The organism is Oceanobacillus damuensis (assembly GCF_001618145.1).
In the GTDB taxonomy this organism is placed as follows: Bacteria; Bacillota; Bacilli; order Bacillales; family Amphibacillaceae; genus Oceanobacillus; species Oceanobacillus damuensis.
The window spans coordinates 125,224-146,863 of sequence record NZ_LQNF01000010.1 but is presented as its reverse complement, the minus strand read 5'-3'; the positions used below and the strand labels follow the sequence as shown (position 1 = coordinate 146,863).

Below are 21,640 nucleotides of genomic sequence, written 5' to 3'. Positions count from 1 at the left end.
TACAATGTTGTACTCTTCTCTACATGAGGTTTATTTTTGCAAAAGGACATGGGGATCTTCATATTCTAGTCCATGTGCTTCAGCAACCGCCTGATAAGTAACATAACCATTGAGGGTATTAATTCCTTTAAGCAGTGCTGCATTATCCAATGCAGCTTGTCTATACCCCTTGTTTGCAAGTTGCAATGCATACGGCACGGTAACGTTCGTCAATCCGATTGTCGATGTACGCGGCACTGCTCCAGGCATATTTGCAACGGTATAATGAAGGACGCCGTGTTTTACAAATGTTGGGTTATCATGGGTTGTAATACGATCGCTAGTTTCAAAGTTTCCACCCTGATCGATTGCAACATCAACAATAACCGATCCTTCAGCCATCTGTGCCACCATCTCCTCTGTCACAAGCTTAGGAGCCCTTGCACCCGGAATCAGCACCGATCCTATAACAAGGTCCGACTCACGTACAGCATGATGAATATTGAGCGTATTGGACATCAATGTATTGATGGAGGAACCAAAAAGATCATCCAATTGTCTCAGTCTCTCAGGGTTCAGATCAATAATTGAAACATCTGCACCAAGACCGATTGCCACTTTAGCAGCATTTGTCCCGACTACCCCGCCACCGATAATCGTAACCTTCCCACGATTGACTCCAGGAATACCGGAAAGAATGATCCCTTTTCCGCCTTTTGGTTTTTCAAGAAATTGCGCGCCAATCTGTGTTGCCATTCTTCCGGCAACTTCACTCATCGGCGTCAATAATGGCAGCGACCGATTTGGAAGCTGAACAGTTTCATAAGCAATTCCAATGATCTTCTTTTCGATTAATGCTTTCGTCACTTCCGGTTCATTAGCCAAGTGCAGATAGGTAAACAAAATTTGCCCTTCATAAAAATAACCAAACTCTTCATGCAGCGGTTCCTTTACTTTCATTATCAGCTCCTGTGACCATGCTTTGGCAGGACTATCCACGATAACTGCTCCGGCATCTGCATACTGTTCATCTGTAAAACTTGAACCCAATCCCGCTCCTGTTTCGACATATACCTCATGCCCTGCATCTCGTAATGTCAGAACTCCAGAGGGAGCCATAGCTACTCTATTTTCATTATTCATGATTTCTTTAGGAATTCCTATTCTCATTCTGAACTCCCTCCCATAACTAATTATGTATTCGAAATTATTGAAATATATATAGTTTAATTATATCAGATGATTTTATAAAAAGCACCTATTATAAGAGGGAGATAGAAAGATGCTCCATCTCCCTAGCTTCGTTCAGTTTTGTTAATTTTTACGATTATTGAAGGTGTGGATATTCTTGTTATTATGCAGTTGATCGACGACACCACTCTGGTAACTTTGATTCAATTGATTTCTGACTGCATCTACACCTTTGTCATCTTCAAAAAAAGATTGTTTCTTGCCAGCTTTTTTGGACAACATTCATCACCTCCATAGCGGTAGTATGCCCAAATCACTGTAACCATATTGTAAAAATATTGCCAATTATGGGATTGTAGCGGTTTCATTTAGGGTATATAATTAATATGAAAGGGGAGATTTAGTATGGAATATAAAAATATACTTGTTGCTGTGGACGGTTCTGAAGCTGCCGAAAAGGCTTTTCAAAAGTCACTGGACATTGCAAAGAGAAATAATGCGCGTATCATTCTGGCCCATGTGATTGATTCACGGACTTTTGCTACTGCAGAGGCTTATGATCGCACACTTTCTGAACGTGCGGAAGAATATGCAAAAGAATTGCTCGACTCGTATGTTGCAAATGCCAAGGCTGCTGAAGTTACCGACTTAGTGAGATGTGTAGAATACGGTTCTCCCAAGGTAAAAATCAGTAAAGATATCGCCCAGAATTTTAAAGCGGACTTAATAATTTGCGGTGCTACCGGGATGAATGCTGTGGAGCGATTCCTTATTGGTAGTGTTTCTGAAAGCATTACAAGATATGCGCCCTGCGACGTTTTGGTCGTTCGGTAAAATAAGCAATATAGCGCTTTTGGGCTCCTCCCTGAAGCGCTATAGCTGTTCCGGATCAATATCCTTTTTTATGTCATGGCAGATTTTAGTGAGTTCCGGCAATATTATTTTTCCCGTAGCCAATTCCGCAACATTTACAGCCCCAGGCAAGGCAAATATCGCTGTATTTTTTCTGACCCCTGCTGCCGCCCGTAATCGAATTGCCGCTGTTCCAGCCTCTTCATAACAGATCGTTTGAAACAAGCTTGCAAAACCTGACATTTCTTTCTCAAGCATTTCTCCTATCGTTTCAATAGCTGTATGCTTGGTTGATAGTCCTGTCCCGCCATTTGTAATAACAACATCTATTTCCGGATTTTCCGTTCCAGCATCAATCATCTTCCGGATAGCTTCCGGCTTCTCTTTAATGATTTCCTTAAACCTGACATGGTGACCGGCCTTTTCGAGCTGTTCTGTTATTCGGTCCCCAGCCAGATCCGTTTTCTCTGTTCGGGTATCGCTGATCGAAATTACCATGCACTGCAAAGGTACTTGGGGAATATTGTTCACGAAAATCACCTCCTGGTTATACTAATACCCATTTTCCAACGATTTAAAAAGGCTTTGTCATGAAAATTACATGACAAAGCCTTTCATTATTAATTGCTTAATCTTACTGTATCCCTTGCAATCATTACTTCTTCGTTCGTCGGGATGATGATAACTTTAACCGGTGAATGTGGATAGTTTATAAATTGCTCTTTACCTCGCACATTATTCAATTTAGGGTCCCAATAAATACCCATGAACTCAAGACCAGTAAGGATTTTTTCTCGTATCGTCGTACTGTTTTCCCCGACACCTGCCGTAAAGATGATAGCATCGACTCCATTCATTTTTGCAGCGTAGGACCCGATATATTTATGAATTCTACCTGCAAAAACATCCAATGCCAGGCCTGCACGTGGATTTGTTTCCGATTTTTCCTCAATATCACGCAAATCACTTGAAAAACCGGATAATGCCAGCATTCCACTTTCCTTGTTCAGCACATCAATAACCTGGTCTGCTGTTTTGCCAGTTTTGTCCATAATATATGGAATCAGGGCAGGGTCTATGTTACCGGACCTTGTACCCATTGTTACACCGGCAAGTGGTGTGAAGCCCATGGAGGTATCAATGGACTCGCCATCTTTAATTGCAGTGACACTCGCACCATTACCGATATGGCATGAAATCAAACGTAAATTATCAAGTGGTACACCCATTAATTCAGACGCGCGTTCCGATACATACTTATGTGACGTGCCGTGAAACCCATACTTACGAATACCATATTCTTCATAATATTTTCTTGGCAGGCTGTACAAATAAGAAGATTCTGGCATTGATTGGTGAAATGCCGTATCAAAGACAGCAACCATCGGTACATTTGGAAGAATTTCCTTAAAAGCATGTATACCTGTTAAGTTTGCAGGATTATGCAATGGAGCAAGCTCAGAAGTTTGCTCTATCTTAGCAATAACATCATCTGTTATCAAAACAGAGTCACTGAAATACTCTCCGCCATGAACAACACGATGTCCGACTGCATCAATTTCGTCAAAAGATTTAATGGTGCCTGTCGAAGTCAGTGATTCCAGGAGCATCTTGACTGCCACTCCATGGTCAGAAATATCTTCTACTTTTTTGTCTTTATTTCCTTTAGCTTCAACGGTAAAAATAGAATCATTCATACCGATTCTTTCCACTAAGCCTTTCGCAGCTACAGTTTCCTCCGGCATTTTAATCAATTGAAATTTTAAAGATGAACTACCTGCATTGATAGCTAATACGTTACTCATTGATGTCAGCTCCCATAATTATTTATATGTTTCAAACCAAGCATTCATTTTCCCAAGAATATCAGCCATTGCATTGGAATTTTTGAAGGATGGCATTTGTACAAGCAATGGCTGTTTAGGCGTATTTGTATGTTTACCCTTTTTCTGCAAAATCAATATGCTTTTCGCATTTTTTTCTGATTTAAATGCAGTTTCCGGCAATCGGATAACTCCGATAATGTGAGCATTTTGTTGAAGATAATCATGCAGCTTGTCTGATTGATCACTATCAAAAAGAAATTCAGGTACTACTAAAATCAGATAGCCTGCATCTACGGTATACTTCATACTCTGCTCAATCAAAAGGTGGTGTGCATAAGAGTGACCGGAGTCGGCTTTCAATTCGAAATCATTCGCACGAATATCATCGGGATAATAACCGACAGGCAGATCGGCAACAATCAAATCTACCGGCTCCATCAGAAAAGGACTTAAACTGTCCTGGTGGAAAAACTCTACCTGTTTCTTTTGAAGGTTTGCATTCCTTAGAGATAATTGGATTAACGTTGGATCAACTTCACTTGCAAAAGCTTTGACATCCTGTTTCAGTTGGCCGAGGACCGTTGTCAGCAAATTCCCTGTCCCACTGACCGGATCAAATACACGTATCGCTTCCTTACCCTTTGTCAATTTATCTGCCAGGTAACCAACGATAAGCCCCACAGTTTCAGGGGTCATTAGATGCTGCTGTTGCGTGGAGCCCTTCATGCCTTTTAAAATCGCAAGCTGAACTGCTTTTCGGATTTCTTCATTATCATAAGATTGAAACTCTATATTTGCTAAAGCATTTTGTAATTTATGGGATAAAATATCGTCCATATCTTCCGCCGAGCCTTCATAAAAGAGAATATCCATCGTTACTGCCAAACTATCCAAATATGGTTCATTTTTATGCTGCTGAATCAATTCAGTCGTTTCATCCAACCAGCTGAATAAAGTTTCAACACTTGTTTTTTCCATGAACAATTCTCCTTTCGTTCTTATCACAACTTTTCTATTGTACCAAGTGAACTGCAGTATGTAAAAGAAATAAGAAGAAAGAAATAATAAAATATAAATGTTGGAAAGCAATTAACTCTTACCCATTAAACAGCCGCGTCCAGCACCGCTTTCATTCCAAATCCAGGTGAATTGTTGAACAATCCAGGACGAAGAAAAATCTCTCCCATTAAAAAGGAGAGATTTTCCCACTTATTCCGCTTCCTTCGCTGCCTTTAACGCCGCTTCATAATCCGGATGTGTGGAAACCTCTGAAACATATTCTGCATGGGTTACTTCATCTTTTGAGTTTACTACGAAAATTGATCTTGCCAGCAATCTTAATTCCTTTATCAATACACCGTACTTCTCGCCGAAATCTGCGTCACGGTGATCGGATAGCGTATCCACTTTTTCAATCCCGTTAGCAGCACACCATCTGGCCTGTGCGAATGGCAGATCCATGCTGATTGTCAAAACATGTACATTATCCAGCTTGTCTGCTTCTTCATTGAAACGTCTTGTCTGCTCAGAACAAACACCGGTGTCGATAGATGGGACTACACTGATCAATTTCACTTTCCCACTGTAATCACTTAGGCTAACTTCACTTAAATCATTGGATAGAACTGTAAAATCAGGCGCCTTATCCCCTGCTTTTATTTCGGGGCCAACCAGTGTTACAGGTTCCTGTTTGAAAGTAACATTTACCATAGAATATATTCCTCCTCTTAATCATTCTATTTTTATTATGGAGGATTACCGTACAATCTGTCCACCAATAGCAAACGACTAACTGTTAAATTTGTGTGAACTTAGAAAACCCTATTAAGAATAAAACTGCTTATATATCAAAGTGAGAAGGATTCGTTTTTTCTTGCTTTTCTTCACTCTGTTCTTTCTTGGATCCACCGTTTTCATTCATTATCTGCTGAACTTTTTCAATAACATTTGGTGCAAAATCAAGCATTCTCTCATATAGATGAGTGTGTTGATCAAGATGTACCATTTTGACTCCCTGTTCACTTACAATCAAAAATGCTACAGGCGTGATTGATACACCTCCACCACTCCCTCCTCCAAATGGCAATGTTGCATCAGAATCGCCTTGCGATTGATTGGAATTAAATTCACTGCCGCCTGCTGCAAAACCGAAACCAAGTTTGGAAACAGGTATGATAAGACTTCCGTCAGGTGATTTAACCGGATCACCGACAATGGTATTCACTTCCACCATTTTTTGGAGATTTTCCATAGCTGTCGTCATTAAACCTTCAATCGGATGTTCTTCTGTCATGATCTTCCTCCTGGTTTTTTAATTATTATTGGCCTTCTCGTTAGCTTGATAATAGCTAGTATAGCTTGCCCAAATCGAATCGATACGATACAGTCCAGGTCAGTCCGCACAAACATTTCTTGAAAATTTGGTTCAACATAGATATACGGTTTGCATTTTAATTGAACCTTCTCCAGAAAGTAACCTGTCATGATGCCTTTGACCGACCAAATGCTTCCACTCGCTATACCGGTCGTAAACGCGTCACCGGTCCCCCCAGCCGTTACCCAACTGAAGTGATGCAGTCTGACTTTCATTAAAAAATTCATCATTACTCTATTTGCTTCTTTCCATGTTTGATGCAAGGAGTTTAATTTTTCCGGAAAAGATTCAAAATGGATACCGTCAAACAGATTATGCTCCTCACCAAAGGCTTTTAAATCATATTTCTTTTTAAAAAAACGGATTTTTAAGAGAAACACAGTAATAATCATGTACTGATTATCCTTCTCATATGTATATTGAATGGAGATATGTACGGCAGAAAAAAGAACTACCAGTAAAAAAATTACAACTAAAATAAAAGTCATCAGCAGCATATCGCTCCAACTTTCCAAAATATACCTTTTCATCTATTTTGCAGCATTTTTCTTTATTTTAAACGTATAGATTTACATTAATAGGATAAATAGTTGTGAGGTGATATGATTAAGAAAAGAGTACGCAGGAGGTAAAAAAATGGGCAAAAGCAAAGACTTATTTTTTTATTATCATCGGGATGAAGTAACCGATTCGAGGGTGGACACACTGCAACGCTTAGCAGAAGAAAATGGCTTTCAGCTTGTGGAAGACCATAAAAACGCAAGTATTATAGTCAGTATTGGAGGAGACGGGGAATTCCTGCAGGCGGTAAGAAAAACCGGATTTCGTCAGGATTGCATTTACGTGGGAATTACCCATGAAGGCAAGTCCGGCTTGTATTGTGATTTTAATATTGATCATTTTGATGAAATGCTCCATTCTCTTCAACACGAAGAATTGGAAGTGCGCCGCTTCCCTATAATTAAAACAAAAGTAAATGATGGAACAGCTTTTTATTGTTTAAATGAGGTTAGCATTCGTTCCACTATTGTAAAAACAATAGTTATAGATGTGCAAATTGATGGACAGCACTTTGAAACATTTCGTGGAGATGGGTTAATCGTCGCCACACCTACCGGCAGTACCGGCTATACAAAATCGGCCCGTGGTGCAGTTATAGATCCACTGATTGCCTGCTACCAGGTTTCCGAGGTGGCCTCATTGAACAACAATCAATATCGTACGCTTGGCTCGTCTTTTATACTAAACAAAAACAGGCAGCTGAAACTGGACTTGATTCCCTATGGAAACGACCATCCCATTATCAGTCTTGATAACGAAGCACTGCCAATACGAAAAATACAATCCATTGAAGTTTCCATGGATGATAGCGTCATTAAAACGGTCAAACTGAAAAACAATACCTATTGGGATCGTGTGAAGCGAACGTTTTTATAAAGCTTCTTATCGGAGTTGATATAAAATGCGAAGTAAATTAAGTTTATTCTTGGAGATAAGTGCTCTTGCCGCCGTCCGCGATCGCTCTGGGCGGATGCTTTCCGCGGGCACGGCCTCAGCCCCGAAGAGAAAACCACTCTTCTGGTCTTCGGACACGCGCTTTTCCCGCAGGAGTCACCGCCCAGAGCAATCCCGGACTGGTGAAGTTGTTTGATGTTATTTTAGCTATTATATATGAAATAATAATAAGCAATCCTCTAACCAGCTCGGGGAAATACACGGAGACTCCTACGGGAAGAGAGGCATAGGTGAGACACTGAAATGCGTAGCATGAAGGGGCTCACCAGCCGCCCGTGGAAAGCGCAGTGTATTTCCCCGAGCGGTAGCCGAAGACGCTTATCCGAGTTTGCATACGCCGCAGTTTACAGAAATTGCGAAAAGCAACTGTTTCGTCGGCATCGGTTTATTGCATGAATAACCAGCTGGCAGTTTATAATAATTCTTTAATGACAAAGAAGAGCTATCCCTGTTTCCAAGGATAGCTCTAGCCATTTATTATTTAATTATTGTGGAGTTCCACCAAACTGAGATTCTGCCATAGAAACTAAACGTTTTGTAATTTCTCCACCAACGGAACCGTTAGCACGAGAAGTAGTGTCAGCACCAAGTTGAACACCAAATTCCTGAGCTATCTCAGTTTTCATTTGGTCTAGTGCTTGTTGTACACCTGGAACTAGCAACTGATTAGAGTTGTTATTTGCCATGTTACTTCACCTCCTTGGTACTTATAGAATGTCACAGAATGAGGTGAAACATGTAACAATAAAATTGGTAGTTGTTGTTAGTTTACCTATATTTTGCCCTAAAACAGATCAGTAAAAGAATCCTCGACCTTTTTCTGGTCGGTTATCTTAATCGTTTCTATTCCGTTGATTGCCTCTTCGATGGAAGCGCTAAAATCATGTGTGGATTCATAGTAATTCACTTTATCCCTTTTTGGCTTTGTCTTCGGAGCTTTAGGAACGAAAATCGTGCAGCAATCTTCATATGGTAAGATTGATGTTTCATACGTTCCAATTTCCTCGGATATTTGGATTACTTCCTGTTTATCCATTGCAATCAGTGGTCGGATAATCGGATAGTTTGTAACTTCATTGATTGTATGCATGCTGTCCATCGTCTGGCTTGCCACCTGACCGAGATTCTCACCTGTTGTCAAGGAAAGGATGGATTCGTTTTGACATACACGTTCACTAATACGGAACATCATTCTGCGCATAATGGTCATCGCATATTCATCAGGCATTTCACGGAAGATTTCCTGCTGCAGCTTCGTGAATGGCACAATATGAACATTGATCGCCTTTCCATATAGAGTCAACTGTTTTGCCAGGTCAAGGACCTTTTGTTTGGCTCGTTCACTTGTGAATGGTGGAGAATGGAAATGAATTGCTTCCAGGTGAACACCACGCTTCATTGCAAGATAGCCTGCAACAGGGCTGTCAATACCTCCGGATAAGAGTAAAAGGGATTTGCCCGAAGTACCGACAGGCAGACCTCCAAGGCCAGGATCCACGCTTGATGTAATATAAGTCGCCTCAAGTCTGATTTCCACTTTCAATTCCAAATCCGGGTTGTGAACATCAACGGTGATATTATCCGTATTTTTAAGCAAATGTCCCCCAAGCACCTGATTCATTTCCTGTGATCGCACCGGAAAATCCTTGGCAATTCGCTTAACAGACACTTTAAACTTCCTGACATCTTCATTCTTTTTCAAGGCATATAATGCCGCTTCTTTAATTTTTTCCAAATCATTGTCTACTTTTATTGCAAGACTGAGGCTGTGTATACCGAATATTTTCTGAAGCTTCTCCATAATTGGAACGGGATCATGGCCATTTAGTAACACAAACATTCTTCCTTGTGTTCGTTTCACCTTCGCGTTCGGAAATTCCTTGATCTTTTGCTGAATGTTTTCCTGTAAGCGAATAATGAAGGTTTTTATATTTTTCCCTTTCAGAGCCATCTCGCCGTAGCGTATTAAAATATGATCATATTGCATAGTTATCTACTCCAGTGCTTCTTTAAATTGTTTGATTGCTTTTGACAATGCTTTACTAAAAGTTTCCATTTCTTCTAGCGTATTGTCATAGGAAAGACTGACACGCAGTGCAGAAGTTGATCTGTCACGCTCAAATCCACAAGCAGCCAATACTTTGCTCTCATCCTTTAACTTAGATGAGCAGGCTGACTTTGTCGATATATAAATACCCTGTTCCCCAAGCATATGGATAATCACTTCGGGTTTTATGCCGGGAACGGACATATTGATTATATGGGGTGCAGCATAGGGGGGCGTATTGATTTCTACCCCTTCCATTGATTTCAGCTCGTTGATCAAGTAGCTTTGCATATCGTACAACTTTTGAAGTTCCTTTTTTTCACGTTCTTTAATTAATCGTAAAGCTTTTACGAAAGAAACGGAGCCAGCCAGGTTTTCTGTCCCAGAGCGCAGTGCTCGCTCCTGATTTCCTCCGTGAAATAGCGGAAACAGTTTCGTCCGCTTGTTCACATACAACATACCAGTCCCTTTCAGACCATGAATTTTATGGCCAGAGAAAGTACATAGATCAATGCCACTATTATTTAATTCGAGAGGTACTTTTCCTAGACCCTGTACTGCATCCACATGGAGGAACAGCTTGCGGTGATTCTTGGCAATCTTTCCTATTTCCTCGATAGGCTGAATAGATCCGGTTTCATTATTTACTTGCATGATGCTGATTAATATCGTGTCGTTGCGTATCGCTTTTTCTAAATCACCTACTGATATTACACCATTTTTATCTACAGGTAAATATGTTACTTCATATCCTAAGCCCTCAAGACTTTTGCATGTCTCATAAATAGATGGATGCTCAATATCGGAAGTGATGATATGTTTGCCCCTGCCCTGGTGCTGTACAGCAATCCCTTTTATGGCAGTATTATTTCCTTCTGTTCCACCTGAAGTAAAGACTAATTCTTCCGGTGATGTCCCAAGGATTTCTGCAGCCTGCTTTTTCGCTGTCAAAAGCAATTTCTCGGCATTCCCACCAAGCTGATGGATGGATGACGGATTCGCAAAAAAGTTACTTGACACCTGTTGGAAGCTTTCAAGCACTGATGGATCGGGCTTTGTTGTCGCACTATTGTCCAAATAAATCATCGTTAAAATCTCCTCACATATCCAAACACAAAAATGTAAGGCTGACTTAAGAAACTGGGTAATCCGGTCTCTTATGACAGCCTCTTCGTCTATTATCTATTAAGAACGGTTTGGTTTTCTTCAATACGTTTTAATGCACCTGGTTCAACCTCTTCGATAGCTTTAGCAGCATGCTCAAGTGACAGTTCATATTCATATGACCTGAACAGACGCTCAGACTCATGAAGCTTGGCAGCCAAAATAGGGTTTTTGCTTCGGTATCTGTTTGCATATTGAATCACCTGTTCTGTCAAATAGGCCTGATCAAGCATCAATTCGACCTGCTCTGCCGTTTGGTCAAGTGAAAGTTTGGCTTCTGATAATGCCTGCTGGACATTTACCATATCCAGAGGGTATTTTTCCAACGTCTTGATGACCTGGTCATTTTTATTTAAAGCCGTTTCAAAACTGGACCAGATAAAATTCGGTACTCCAGGAATATTGCTTTTTTTCAGCCTTCTGTTTAAATGTGATAGCTGTCCACGCATCTCTGCAAGTTTTTCCCTAGCTTCCAATTCATCCTTCCGCAGGTTCTGGATACTTTTCTTAAACGTTTCATGCTTGATTCGCAATTCTTCAATTTTTTTAAAGCCGTCTTCAACCTGCTCGCGTAATTCGGAATGAGATTTACCTCTTTTCTCCATTTCGACTGAAAGCATCTCAAGCTGTTCCTTCAATTTGAAGATGGTTTTTCCTACCGATAAAAATCTTTCCATGTCATTATTTTCTACATAATATGCTTTTTTTATTTGCTCAACTTCAAGTTTTGTTTCATCAAATGTGTCGATAAGTTCATCCAGTGAATGTTCATATTCAGGAATATGTGTTTCCAGGTAATTTCTCGCATGTGCTTCTGTTTCCAGCATTTGGTACATTTCCTGTAATCTTTCTTCAATGTCCGAGATTGTTTGCTCTGAGTCAGCCATTTCACCTTTTTCCAATTGCTGGAGTATTACTGAAATTCTTTCTTGATATGTATGAATTTCTTTTTCAAAACCTAAATGCTCAACACGGTAACCTTCCTCTTTCATCTCTTTCAGACCCGATAGCATGTTATCAAGCTGTGAAGGTATATCATGCTTGTATTTTTTATATATCGCCGGAAACTGGTCGATTTTCTCTTCCAGTATTTTAATTTCATTCTTCAGCTCTGCCATCTGTTTTCCAGCTTCAATATAATCTCCCGCTTCCACCAATTCATAGTACGTTGCCAGGCTGACTTCCATTTCATCAAGCCGGCTGTCAAAATACTCTTCGGCTTTTCCGTACTGGTAGCGGCTTTGGGATATCAATTTACGCAAGCCTTTAATGGCGGGTGCAAGTTCTTCTGCTTCTTTTCGGCTTTTCTCCTCTGATTCGAGAAGCTCTTCAAGCTCATGCAATATATTTTCAATACTTTGTTCGATGCCTTGAAGCGTTTCTTCACCTTCATTCAATATTTTTTTCGCTTTATTGATTCGAAAGCGATCAGCTGCTTCTTCAGCATCAAATAAATGTTCTTCAATATTTGGGAGCTCGCGTGTTATAATGTGCTCCCAACGGTCTTTCCATGCTTCAAATTTCACTTGCGTTTCTCCGGAAAGATTAAGGGTTTTAATTTTGCTGAGCTGTACTGCGATATCTCTTCCCATAATATCCATTTTCCAGCTTTCGAGACGATCAACCCCGTCATAAATACGTTTTCGTAAAATTAGTCCAATGATGATTAATACGATGACTGCTAAAATTGTTCCGATGATGAAAACCATAAAATAAATTGCCTCCCAACCAATTCCCATAAAAAGAGGTTTCCCTGTCAAGTGTTTAATTTAATTATATTTTTTAGCAGATAGAAATCCTAAATTACCTATCTGCTTCATTGGGCGACTGAATGCGCCAAAAGTGGCTCAAGCATTTGCCAGTTTTCTAATATGTTTAAAACTTTTTAGATTTATCGTTACTCTTTTTTAGATATTACTTATAATACCATGGATAATGCAGTTTTGGCTAAAAAAATGCAAATTAATTGCTTATTCGCCACGTTTATTCATTCGCTTTATTGACTGTTACATTTCTTTTCGGAGAAATTCCTTTTTCCGTAATAAATTCTACCCATTGCTGAATGGTATTTACGTATTTTTTCACAAAGATCTGATGGGAATAATCCCCAATGACCTGTTCTTTCCACTCACTATGTAATATATATGGTGTAATCAGCATCCCCTTCAGCTGCATCAGCAAATAGTCACGCATATCTCCTTTCAACCGCCCCTGAAGCGTATTGAAGAAAGTTTGCTGTATATAGTAGTTCTCCTTGGCAAGATAGGTTACTGCCATTTCACGGACAAAAACGGAGTCCAGTGTGAGTTCTCGCTGAATAAAGCATGTCAGTTGGTGGTTATTTTGTTTATAATGTATAATGGTAAAAATCAAATCATTCAGTTTTTCCAAAGGAGAAAGGGAATCTGCCTTTTCCATGGCCTCTTCCAAGGTTTTGAGATATTCCTCATAGTAATTGGTTACGGCATATTCCAAAAGGCCCTGCTTGCCTTTAAAATAATAACTGATCAAGGATACGTTGACAGAGGCTTTGTCTGCGATATCCCGAACCGAGGTGCCATGAAATCCCTTCTGGAAAAACAATGAGGAAGCGGCATCTATGACTTTTTGCTTGGTTGGGTTCTTTTTCATTGTTATTCATCTCCTTTTGTTGCTTGTGCGAAAAAGAGGATATGACTGTATTTAAACATCCTTATTACATGATTACGACAATGAACCGTTAAATTCCTGCAATTTCTTCTCGACAAAAAGCATGATCCTGTCGAATTTTGCCAGTTGTACAATTACTTAAGGAGGAGTTATTATTGTTTCAAACCACATTATATTCAGGTGATAAAGTAAAAGATTATGAACTGCTGATAAAACAGTTGGATGCACTGTCTGAAGGTGAAAACGACGAAACAGCAATCCTGTCAAATGCTTCGGCATTATTGAATCAGTTTCTGACAGAGGTAAACTGGGTCGGCTTTTATGTTTGGAAAGATGATGAACTTGTTCTGGGCCCATTTCAAGGTCTTCCCGCATGTATCAGGATAGGGTTTGGGAAAGGTGTATGTGGTACAGCAGTCAAAGAGCGCACTACACAGCGTGTTGCTGATGTTCATAAATTCCCCGGACATATTGCATGTGATGGCGCGACACAATCTGAAATAGTAGTGCCAATCATAGTCAATGACCAAGTTTACGGCGTACTTGATATCGATAGCCCAAACCCGGATAGGTTCAGCGAAACCGATCAGCTGTATCTGGAGAAATTCGTAAGTGTATTGGTTAAACATTTGACATATTAGCTTACGAAGCACAACAAAACTAGCAGCTGTGCGGGCTGCTAGTTTATTATTACCCGGTTTTTCCCATTTTTCTTAGCTTCATAAAGTGCCTTATCGGAACGCATGAACAATTTGATCAAGTCTCTCTCGTTCTCCTTCCATTCGGAGATACCAGTTGACATTGTCACGGTTGGGTTTGTTGTCCGTTTCACCTGCATACTTACATCTTCTGCGAGCCTGTATCCTTCCTCAAGGTCCATGTTCGGAGCATAGATTGCCATTTCTTCACCGCCCCATCTTGCTGCAGTGTTTTCGCCATCCATATTTGACATAATTGTACTGGCAACCTGAATAAGTACTCTGTCCCCAATGTGATGACCATAATTATCGTTTATCTTCTTAAAGTCATCTATATCGAATAGAATCAGGACACCTTTTTCCCCTTCCTGCATATGTCTTTGGATTGTTTCCTCCAAATAGCTTCTGGAATACAACCCTGTCAAATAATCAGTGATCACTGCCTGCTGTAATTTGTCCTTTAATATTGTATTTGCCATTGCCAGGGTGGAATGCTGAATAATTGCCTGGATCAGTTTATATTGGTCAAAACTGAAAAAATAAGATTTTTTATGAAGAATTACGACGAGCCCCAACTGTATGCCTGCCTGTATCATAGGAAAAGCCATTACGGAATGATATGGAAATAAAGCATTGCCTGCCGAGAGATTACCGCTGAATACAGGTTCCGTATATGCTTTTGACTTTTCATGCAAGTACTCCATAAATCGTCTGCCTTCCATCGTTTCAAAGAAATTCTCACTTCCGGATAAAACTACAGGGTCGCCTTCATAAAATTTAAAGAAACCTATATCAACTGTCTCGCATGTCGTTTGAATTTGGGTTTTGAGCAGACTGACTATTTCCGGAAGTTCCAAATTGGAATTCAATTGCTGTGAAAGATCATTGACTATAGTCAAATCAGTTACCTGGTGCTTTGAATTCTGAAACAAAGTTGCCGCTTCGATAGCTTTTCCGGCCAGCTTTGCAAAATTAGTCAAGAATTGGTTTTCAAGCTCGGGAATATGCGCACTCAACGGCGTATGTATTTCAAGCACCCCATAAACTCCCTGTTTTCCCGTTAACGGAGCGTATATATAAGTAAGGTTTTTTTCAGGTTTGTTTTCAACCTGCAATTCTCCAGTCAAAAACGCTTTTGTGCTTAACCTTTCGATGCCGTTGTTACTATACTCAATGCTTACTATCGGTAATGACTTTGAAACTTCGACATCCTGAGAAAGCAGGAACCTATAATCAATACCCGTATTGTTTCTCTTCAGACATTCCAGTATGGATGTTAAAATCTGGCTCATGTCATTTGTCGTAAAGATTTCCTTGCTCAGCAAAAACAGTTCCCGATAAAAGAGATTGCCTCTCTTCTCATCCTGAAATTGATTAATCATCATTAACAGGCTTTCCGTCTGCTTTTCAATTCTATTAAAGACCGCTTCAGCCGGAAAAGCAGCTGATGGCAGTGAAAATACAAAAAGTAACTTTTCCTGATTGCCCGTAGTATATTGGAATGTTTTCGTTTTCCTGTCTTCCTGCTTGGAATTAAAAAAATCTTTTTCTGTAAATTCCCTTTTGGGTACAATTTCCAAATTAAAATTAGCGGAACTTTTCGGACCCAATAATTGATATGTATCATAAATATCTTCATAATAATAAACAACAGCTTCATCTGTATGAAGGAATGCTTTCATTTTTTCAAGGATCAACAAAAGGATTTCTGTTTTATTGTAGTTATTGTTCATAATCCTTGACAGCAACGTAAAATACGATTGCTGAACCATTCCTTGAAGGATATCATCTGAATGCATTTTTATCACCTGGCTTAACTGTTAAATTTTTATGCAACTAGTAACATAGTACTATTTTCGTTTCGTTAGTCCTGTAAAATTGATTTTTATGATAAATTCGTATGTTTTATTATCTTTTTCATTATACATGAACTAGTCATATTTTCCCATATATAATCTGTGAAAATATTTTTGAACTTCTTCTGTTGACTTTGCCCTCGTATAATTATATACTATTCTTTGTGTAAAATAATTAGGTAGCCTATGTGAACCGACACTGGCACTCATTTTATTCCTTCGAGTGGCTGACAGCCCCAAGGTGTATCGTGTAACTCTCTGCTGCTGGAGCGATGGTACATGAAAATAAAATGGACTGGTGTAAGGAACACGCGCGTTTTATTTTATGCAAATAAAACAATTAAAGGAGAATGTCTCTATGTCACGTTATACTGGATCCGTATGGAAAAAATCACGTCGTCTTGGCATATCATTAACTGGAACTGGTAAGGAATTGGATAAACGCCCTTACGCTCCTGGTCAGCATGGACCGAACCAACGCAAGAAAATCTCTGAATATGGCTTGCAAATGCAAGAGAAGCAAAAACTGCGCTTCATGTATGGATTGAACGAACGTCAATTCAAAAACTTGTTTGTTAAAGCTGGTAAAATGAAAGGTATTCATGGTGAAAACTTCATGATCCTGCTTGAATCTCGCCTTGATAATCTAGTTTACCGTCTTGGACTTGCACGTACTCGCAGACAAGCTCGTCAGTTAGTAAACCATGGTCACATCACAGTTGATGGCAGCCGCGTGGATATCCCATCATACGCTGTAAAACCAGGTCAAGTTATCGGTTTACGTGAAAAATCACAAAAACTTGATATCGTAAAAGAAGCTATTGATGTTAACAGCTTTGTACCTGAATATACAACTTTTGATGCAGAAAAATTAGAAGGAACATACACTCGCTTCCCTGAGCGTTCCGAATTACCAGCAGAAATTAACGAACAGCTTATCGTTGAGTTCTACTCTCGTTAAGGAAAAAACTTCATCAGTAAAATTATCTAGAGCCCTGGAATTACGTTTAAACAACGTTTTCAGGGCTTTTGTTTATAATGGAAAAACAAAGAACAGACAAACCTGCTACCTTCTCCTGCATTGGCTGCTGACAATTTTCGTTTTCCCCTTTTCTTTATGCCCTTCTCAAACTAAACCTATTATCACATAAATTAAAAATGAAGGTTAAAAAACTGGACGGCGGGTATCTTGTTTAAAAGAAACGAATTCAAACATCGAGGAAGTGATCAACGTTGAATATTTTACTGACATCAAGCGCCAGGCGAATAGACTTTGTCGGTTTTTTTCAGGAGGCTTTGAAAAATGCTGCGATTGACGGAAAAGTCATTGTTGCAGATCCTGAATATAACGCCCCCTCACTGCAAGCTGGGGATGAAAGCTATGTTATTCCCCAGCAGACAGATGATCGTTATATGGAAGCGATCATCGAAATTTGTAAGAGACATAACGTGGACTGTCTCGTTCCGTTAAATGATTGGGAAGTGCCGAAACTATCCGCACACAAACAGGTACTTACAGAAATGGGTGTGTCTGTTTTTGCACCTGATGAAAATATTGTTGATAAAGTACGGGACAAAGGCAAATATCGGGACCTGTTGAAACCTTTGGAGGTAATGGCTCCCCTTTCGTATCTTCATATAGAAGATGCTGAAAAGGCACTGGAATATAACGAGGTCTCTTTCCCGCTAATCGTTAAGCCTCGTAACGGTTCTGCATCTATTGGGATTGAATTTGTCCATACTGTTGAAGATTTGAAGTTTGCTTATCAGCATGCTGTACAGCAGATTATTGAAACACCGTTGAATGATGCAACTTATAAAAGACCAGAGGATAATGTCATTATCCAGGAAGTAATAGAAGGAGAAAAGTTTAGTGTGGATATGTTCAACGACTTAAATGGCAGATTTCTAGCTTCCTTTATCCGCAAGCAATTGGGGATGAGAGGCGGAGATATCGATCGATGTATTACCGTCAACACTCCTGAATTACAGAGCATCGCTAAAAAAATGGGGGAAAACCTTGGACATGCAGGCTATATGAATGCGGATGTATATTATGATGGCTCCAATTATTATGTGATTGATATCAATCCCCGCTTTGGCGGAGGCTATGCATTCACACATGCTGCGGGTGCCAATGTTCCAGCTGCAATCATTGCTCTGACAGCAGGAAAAGAAGTAAAAGAGGAATGGCTGACTTCTGACTCTAATGTAGAATTGGCCCGCCATGACATTGTCGTTTCCATAAATAAACAAAAAGGTAAATATGTCTTTGATTAAGTTTCAGTTCGTGAGTTTGTCAATTCGGATTTTCAAAAGCTAAAACGTGTGGGAGGAGTGATAAGATGGGTAATCCAATACCCTTATTAGAAAACCTTATAAAAATAGACAGCTCTACCAAATCAGGAGCAAATGAGGCGATTGCCTATTGTGCTAAATGGTTAGAAGAAAAAGGGCTCACCGTAGAAAAGTTGGAAAATAACGGTTTTCATATGTTAGTTTGTGAAATTGGCCAAGGTGACAGCACCATCGTGTTGAACGGGCATATTGATGTTATTGAAGCAGAAGATGACCAATTTGATCCCTATGTGAATGATGGAAAGTTATATGGGCGAGGTTCCATTGATATGAAAGCAGGGGTAGCCGCGTCAATGGAAACAGTTGCCCAGCTAAAAGACAAGGAACTGAAATCCAAAGTGATGCTTCAAATTGTACCCGATGAGGAAACAGGCGGTCTTTATGGTACGAAGTATTTAACTCAAAAAGGCTATCTGGGAGACTTTATTATTTGTGGCGAGCCGACAAACATGGGAATTGCAATCCAATCGAAAGGTGTGCTTCAGCTCGATCTTGTTGTTCAAGGTAAACCGGCTCACGGAAGCCGCCCATGGGAAGGCGATAATGCAATTGTTAATGCGTACAACCTTTATGAGGACATTCTCAAGCTCCCTTTTGCAGAAGAAACTTCCCCGCCTATGTATGACAAGCCATCTATTAATCTGGCAAAGCTTAAGGGTGGGACAGTTTACAATAAAGTGCCCGATGTCTGTGAGATGTCCCTTGACATCCGATATTTACCTGAACAGTCACCAGATGAAATATTCAACCAGATTCAGGAAATCACGAAAGGTACAGTTAAACAACATATAATGAACAGACCGGTAAAAACAAAAGAAGACAATCCGTTTGTGGAAGCACTGGCGGAATCGATTAAAAATAAAACCCAGCTGGAGAATGTTAAAATTTTTGGTCAGCATGGTTCCAACGATGGCCAGTTTTTCACCGAGTATGGAGGTTCGGCTGTAGAATTCGGACCGGTCGGACACGATTGGCATGGTGATAACGAAATGGTTTATGTAGATTCTGTACGAGAATATCAAAATGTACTCGAAGACTTTGTATTATCAGTAAAATAACACTTTTTTATTCTTACGGATAGAGATTATGGGCGTAATTCTTTTACCCCCGCTACTAACTAAAAGGCTGAGACGAATGTTATTAATTATCGAAAAATCCGAACGGCGATTCATAATTCTTTAGTCAGAATTTGAATCAGTTCGGATTTTTCTTCTTCATAATTTTCTTTGTCCCGCAATCAGTTGTTTTTTGTAACAGTCCTTTTACTTATGTTCGGAGCCCTGTAGATTCATTTATTCACTTTTTTATTCACTTTTCCACTTCTTGTCCCTGACATTATTTACCCATGCCTTGTCCTCGTCCATCATTTTCTTAGCGGCATATATTGTCAGGAACTGAATAATGATAATAGGAATTCCCATGAGTCCTGACAAAACTTCCAGTGGAGCCAGCCCGCCTATTCTCATTAGCAGCAAGGCAAGTACAGTTATGATGGCTGCAACGATAATCCGCAAACTTCTGGAAGGCTCTGCCTTACTCATATTTTCTGTGCCTGTATAAGATGCAATTGTATATGTTGTTGAGTCCAGTGTAGTTGTCATGAAAATGATTGCAATAATGACAAAGACCGTTAGTGCAATCCCAGCTAACGGCAGTGAAGCCAATATTTGCGGAATGGCTGCCATTGCATCTTCTTCAACTATATCCAATACAGGTATTTCACCGGTGATATATCGATGTACCCCAAGTCCTCCAAGCACACCTGTTCCCACCCATGAAATTAGGGTCGGAGCCAACAAATAGGTCAAAATCATTTCTTTTATCGTTCTGCCCCTGGACACTTTTGCTGCAAATACACTATGGAGCATCGCCCATGTTGCACTATAGGCAAACCAGAAAACGGTGTTGCTTTCAATATGTGTTGCACTGCCCATACCTAAAGAATTCGTATTCAATGACAGGTCAATATAATTCGATAGTAAAAAACCGATACTGTCTGTAAAGTAATTCAGGATAAAGATACCGGGTCCTGCCAGCATGATGAATATAGCAAAAGCCCCTGCAAGATACATATTGAACGTACTCAGTTTTTTAATGCCTCGATCAATTCCTAAATAAGCACTGAAGCTGAAAAGGATCACCCAGACAATTGTCACAATCATCGTTAACCAAAAAGTAATTTCAATGTTGAACATTTCAGCAAGGTTATACGTGACTATTGGCGTTCCCAATCCTAATGTAACGGCTGCTCCAGCAAGAATACTGACGAGAAAGATCACATCAAGTATTTTTCCGCCAATTCCATCCGTAAACCTGTCTCCAAAGATAGTTCGGCATGCCTCAGAGATACGCATGAAAGGTCTCTTTCGCACATGCAGAATATAACCCATTGCAGGTGCCGCCATGACAAAGATGGCAAATACCTGGAAGCTCCACATGAACATGCTGTAGGCATTTCCCCATAACAATGCCTCAGCTGATTGAGCCTCTGCCCCAAATGGCGGATCTATTGCCACTTCAGCCCATTGAGTCATCCCAGTGCGCATGATGGTAGATCCAAGACCCATTGCTATTAAAATAGAAGAATACTCAAACAAAGTAAATCTTGGTTTCTCTGTCGGATCACCCAACACAACATTCCCGTATTTTGAAAATGAAAGATACAGCCCTGCTCCCACGAGGATAATTGCATACCATATGTAACCCCATGAAAATACTTCTACAATCGTATCAAAAATATTATTCAACAAATCGAGCGATTCGGATTCATATATTGCAAACAGAAAACTGATCACCAACATAATCAATAGAGATGGTGCAAATATTCGGTGATCAATCAGTTTCCGTTTGCCCGAACCAGTATTCTTTGTACTCATATACAAACCTCCTTGAAATTTAGGGACCGCGGTATCCATTTATAGAAATATCCGATGCCCCTAGTTACTTACCACTTAATGAAATGTATTAAACTTTAGGGTGAGGAATACAGTTTGGAATGGCTTAAGCCATGCGTTTCCAGGAAATGAATAGGACGTTAACTGTTGGAATTAATTGCTGCTTAGAAAACTTGGCATGCGCCAAGCCTTTCCGGCGTATGGCATAGTTGCACTTATGCAAGTAAGAAAGTTTAT

At 39.9% G+C, this 21,640-nt stretch carries 21 protein-coding genes; 6 read left to right on the top strand and 15 right to left on the bottom strand.

The window, feature by feature from the left end:
* Positions 1–30 precede the first annotated feature (30 nt).
* Positions 31–1,149 carry an alanine dehydrogenase gene (ald, locus tag A4245_RS09725; RefSeq protein WP_067727532.1) on the bottom strand — a complete coding sequence of 373 codons (1,119 nt, stop codon included), beginning with the start codon at positions 1,147–1,149 and terminating at the stop codon, positions 31–33.
* 144 nt (positions 1,150–1,293) lie between these two features.
* Entirely contained in the window at positions 1,294–1,452 is a 159-nt protein-coding gene (locus A4245_RS20100) for a hypothetical protein (RefSeq protein ID WP_157087694.1), read from the bottom strand.
* Between the two features lie 123 nt (positions 1,453–1,575).
* On the opposite strand from A4245_RS20100, the gene A4245_RS09720 reads away from it, so the two are divergent.
* Complete coding sequence (locus A4245_RS09720; RefSeq protein WP_067727531.1) at positions 1,576–2,004, top strand: universal stress protein; 429 nt, start codon at positions 1,576–1,578, stop codon at positions 2,002–2,004.
* A 39-nt stretch (positions 2,005–2,043) separates the two neighbouring features.
* Here A4245_RS09720 and A4245_RS09715 read toward each other — a convergent pair whose 3' ends face one another.
* The 6 genes from A4245_RS09715 to A4245_RS09690 all read right to left on the bottom strand — a co-directional run bounded on the left by A4245_RS09715 (position 2,044) and on the right by A4245_RS09690 (position 6,737).
* On the bottom strand, positions 2,044–2,553 hold the full coding sequence (locus tag A4245_RS09715) for a MogA/MoaB family molybdenum cofactor biosynthesis protein (protein WP_067727530.1): 510 nt from the start codon (positions 2,551–2,553) through the stop codon (positions 2,044–2,046).
* An 89-nt stretch (positions 2,554–2,642) separates the two neighbouring features.
* A complete protein-coding gene (locus A4245_RS09710) occupies positions 2,643–3,827 on the bottom strand; it encodes an acetate kinase (protein WP_067727529.1) in 1,185 nt (394 codons plus the stop codon).
* 18 nt (positions 3,828–3,845) lie between these two features.
* A complete protein-coding gene (locus A4245_RS09705) occupies positions 3,846–4,826 on the bottom strand; it encodes a class I SAM-dependent methyltransferase (protein ID WP_067727528.1) in 981 nt (326 codons plus the stop codon).
* Between the two features lie 231 nt (positions 4,827–5,057).
* On the bottom strand, positions 5,058–5,558 hold the full coding sequence (gene tpx / locus A4245_RS09700) for a thiol peroxidase (protein ID WP_067727527.1): 501 nt from the start codon (positions 5,556–5,558) through the stop codon (positions 5,058–5,060).
* Positions 5,559–5,688: 130 nt separating this feature from the next.
* The gene (gene ytfJ / locus A4245_RS09695; RefSeq protein ID WP_067727526.1) at positions 5,689–6,141 is read right to left on the bottom strand and encodes a GerW family sporulation protein; all 453 of its coding nucleotides are present in this window, start codon (positions 6,139–6,141) and stop codon (positions 5,689–5,691) included.
* On the bottom strand, positions 6,138–6,737 hold the full coding sequence (locus A4245_RS09690; protein WP_067727525.1) for a DUF2953 domain-containing protein: 600 nt from the start codon (positions 6,735–6,737) through the stop codon (positions 6,138–6,140). Before A4245_RS09690 ends, ytfJ begins: the two co-directional genes overlap by 4 nt.
* A gap of 121 nt (positions 6,738–6,858) precedes the next feature.
* Here A4245_RS09690 and A4245_RS09685 point away from each other — a divergent pair, with 121 nt between their 5' ends.
* Positions 6,859–7,659 (top strand): NAD kinase, encoded by an 801-nt coding sequence (locus tag A4245_RS09685; RefSeq protein ID WP_067727524.1) that lies wholly within the window; start codon positions 6,859–6,861, stop codon positions 7,657–7,659.
* Positions 7,660–8,222: 563 nt separating this feature from the next.
* Here A4245_RS09685 and A4245_RS09680 read toward each other — a convergent pair.
* From A4245_RS09680 to refZ, 5 genes are all read right to left on the bottom strand, one after another.
* A complete protein-coding gene (locus A4245_RS09680) occupies positions 8,223–8,423 on the bottom strand; it encodes an alpha/beta-type small acid-soluble spore protein (protein ID WP_067727523.1) in 201 nt (66 codons plus the stop codon).
* A 98-nt stretch (positions 8,424–8,521) separates the two neighbouring features.
* Entirely contained in the window at positions 8,522–9,724 is a 1,203-nt protein-coding gene (gene thiI / locus A4245_RS09675; protein WP_067727522.1) for a tRNA uracil 4-sulfurtransferase ThiI, read from the bottom strand.
* Positions 9,725–9,730: 6 nt separating this feature from the next.
* A complete protein-coding gene (locus A4245_RS09670; RefSeq protein WP_067727521.1) occupies positions 9,731–10,870 on the bottom strand; it encodes a cysteine desulfurase family protein in 1,140 nt (379 codons plus the stop codon).
* A gap of 92 nt (positions 10,871–10,962) precedes the next feature.
* A complete protein-coding gene (ezrA, locus tag A4245_RS09665) occupies positions 10,963–12,657 on the bottom strand; it encodes a septation ring formation regulator EzrA (RefSeq protein ID WP_067727559.1) in 1,695 nt (564 codons plus the stop codon).
* 274 nt (positions 12,658–12,931) lie between these two features.
* Complete coding sequence (gene refZ / locus A4245_RS09660; RefSeq protein WP_067727520.1) at positions 12,932–13,579, bottom strand: forespore capture DNA-binding protein RefZ; 648 nt, start codon at positions 13,577–13,579, stop codon at positions 12,932–12,934.
* Between the two features lie 173 nt (positions 13,580–13,752).
* On the opposite strand from refZ, the gene A4245_RS09655 reads away from it, so the two are divergent.
* A complete protein-coding gene (locus tag A4245_RS09655; RefSeq protein ID WP_067727519.1) occupies positions 13,753–14,238 on the top strand; it encodes a GAF domain-containing protein in 486 nt (161 codons plus the stop codon).
* A gap of 38 nt (positions 14,239–14,276) precedes the next feature.
* Here A4245_RS09655 and A4245_RS09650 read toward each other — a convergent pair whose 3' ends face one another.
* Positions 14,277–16,094 carry a sensor domain-containing diguanylate cyclase gene (locus A4245_RS09650; RefSeq protein ID WP_067727518.1) on the bottom strand — a complete coding sequence of 606 codons (1,818 nt, stop codon included), beginning with the start codon at positions 16,092–16,094 and terminating at the stop codon, positions 14,277–14,279.
* A 415-nt stretch (positions 16,095–16,509) separates the two neighbouring features.
* Between A4245_RS09650 and rpsD the strand changes: the two genes are divergently transcribed.
* From rpsD to A4245_RS09635, 3 genes are all read left to right on the top strand, one after another.
* Entirely contained in the window at positions 16,510–17,112 is a 603-nt protein-coding gene (rpsD, locus tag A4245_RS09645) for a 30S ribosomal protein S4 (protein WP_067727517.1), read from the top strand.
* A gap of 272 nt (positions 17,113–17,384) precedes the next feature.
* Entirely contained in the window at positions 17,385–18,431 is a 1,047-nt protein-coding gene (locus A4245_RS09640) for an ATP-grasp domain-containing protein (RefSeq protein ID WP_067727516.1), read from the top strand.
* A gap of 65 nt (positions 18,432–18,496) precedes the next feature.
* Positions 18,497–19,567, top strand: a complete 1,071-nt coding sequence (locus A4245_RS09635) for a M20 family metallopeptidase (RefSeq protein ID WP_067727515.1) — start codon at positions 18,497–18,499, stop codon at positions 19,565–19,567.
* A gap of 246 nt (positions 19,568–19,813) precedes the next feature.
* On the opposite strand, the gene A4245_RS09630 is transcribed toward A4245_RS09635, so the two are convergent.
* Complete coding sequence (locus tag A4245_RS09630) at positions 19,814–21,385, bottom strand: BCCT family transporter (RefSeq protein WP_067727514.1); 1,572 nt, start codon at positions 21,383–21,385, stop codon at positions 19,814–19,816.
* Positions 21,386–21,640: the final 255 nt, after the last annotated feature.

Coding starts and splice junctions, on each gene's coding strand:
- ald (WP_067727532.1), bottom strand. CDS start 1,149: ATGAGAATAGGAATTCCTAAAGAAATCATGAATAATGAAAATAGAGTA.
- A4245_RS20100 (WP_157087694.1), bottom strand. CDS start 1,452: ATGTTGTCCAAAAAAGCTGGCAAGAAACAATCTTTTTTTGAAGATGAC.
- A4245_RS09720 (WP_067727531.1), top strand. CDS start 1,576: ATGGAATATAAAAATATACTTGTTGCTGTGGACGGTTCTGAAGCTGCC.
- A4245_RS09710 (WP_067727529.1), bottom strand. CDS start 3,827: ATGAGTAACGTATTAGCTATCAATGCAGGTAGTTCATCTTTAAAATTT.
- A4245_RS09705 (WP_067727528.1), bottom strand. CDS start 4,826: ATGGAAAAAACAAGTGTTGAAACTTTATTCAGCTGGTTGGATGAAACG.
- tpx (WP_067727527.1), bottom strand. CDS start 5,558: ATGGTAAATGTTACTTTCAAACAGGAACCTGTAACACTGGTTGGCCCC.
- ytfJ (WP_067727526.1), bottom strand. CDS start 6,141: ATGACAGAAGAACATCCGATTGAAGGTTTAATGACGACAGCTATGGAA.
- A4245_RS09685 (WP_067727524.1), top strand. CDS start 6,859: ATGGGCAAAAGCAAAGACTTATTTTTTTATTATCATCGGGATGAAGTA.
- A4245_RS09680 (WP_067727523.1), bottom strand. CDS start 8,423: ATGGCAAATAACAACTCTAATCAGTTGCTAGTTCCAGGTGTACAACAA.
- thiI (WP_067727522.1), bottom strand. CDS start 9,724: ATGCAATATGATCATATTTTAATACGCTACGGCGAGATGGCTCTGAAA.
- A4245_RS09670 (WP_067727521.1), bottom strand. CDS start 10,870: ATGATTTATTTGGACAATAGTGCGACAACAAAGCCCGATCCATCAGTG.
- ezrA (WP_067727559.1), bottom strand. CDS start 12,657: ATGGTTTTCATCATCGGAACAATTTTAGCAGTCATCGTATTAATCATC.
- refZ (WP_067727520.1), bottom strand. CDS start 13,579: ATGAAAAAGAACCCAACCAAGCAAAAAGTCATAGATGCCGCTTCCTCA.
- A4245_RS09650 (WP_067727518.1), bottom strand. CDS start 16,094: ATGCATTCAGATGATATCCTTCAAGGAATGGTTCAGCAATCGTATTTT.
- rpsD (WP_067727517.1), top strand. CDS start 16,510: ATGTCACGTTATACTGGATCCGTATGGAAAAAATCACGTCGTCTTGGC.
- A4245_RS09635 (WP_067727515.1), top strand. CDS start 18,497: ATGGGTAATCCAATACCCTTATTAGAAAACCTTATAAAAATAGACAGC.
- A4245_RS09630 (WP_067727514.1), bottom strand. CDS start 21,385: ATGAGTACAAAGAATACTGGTTCGGGCAAACGGAAACTGATTGATCAC.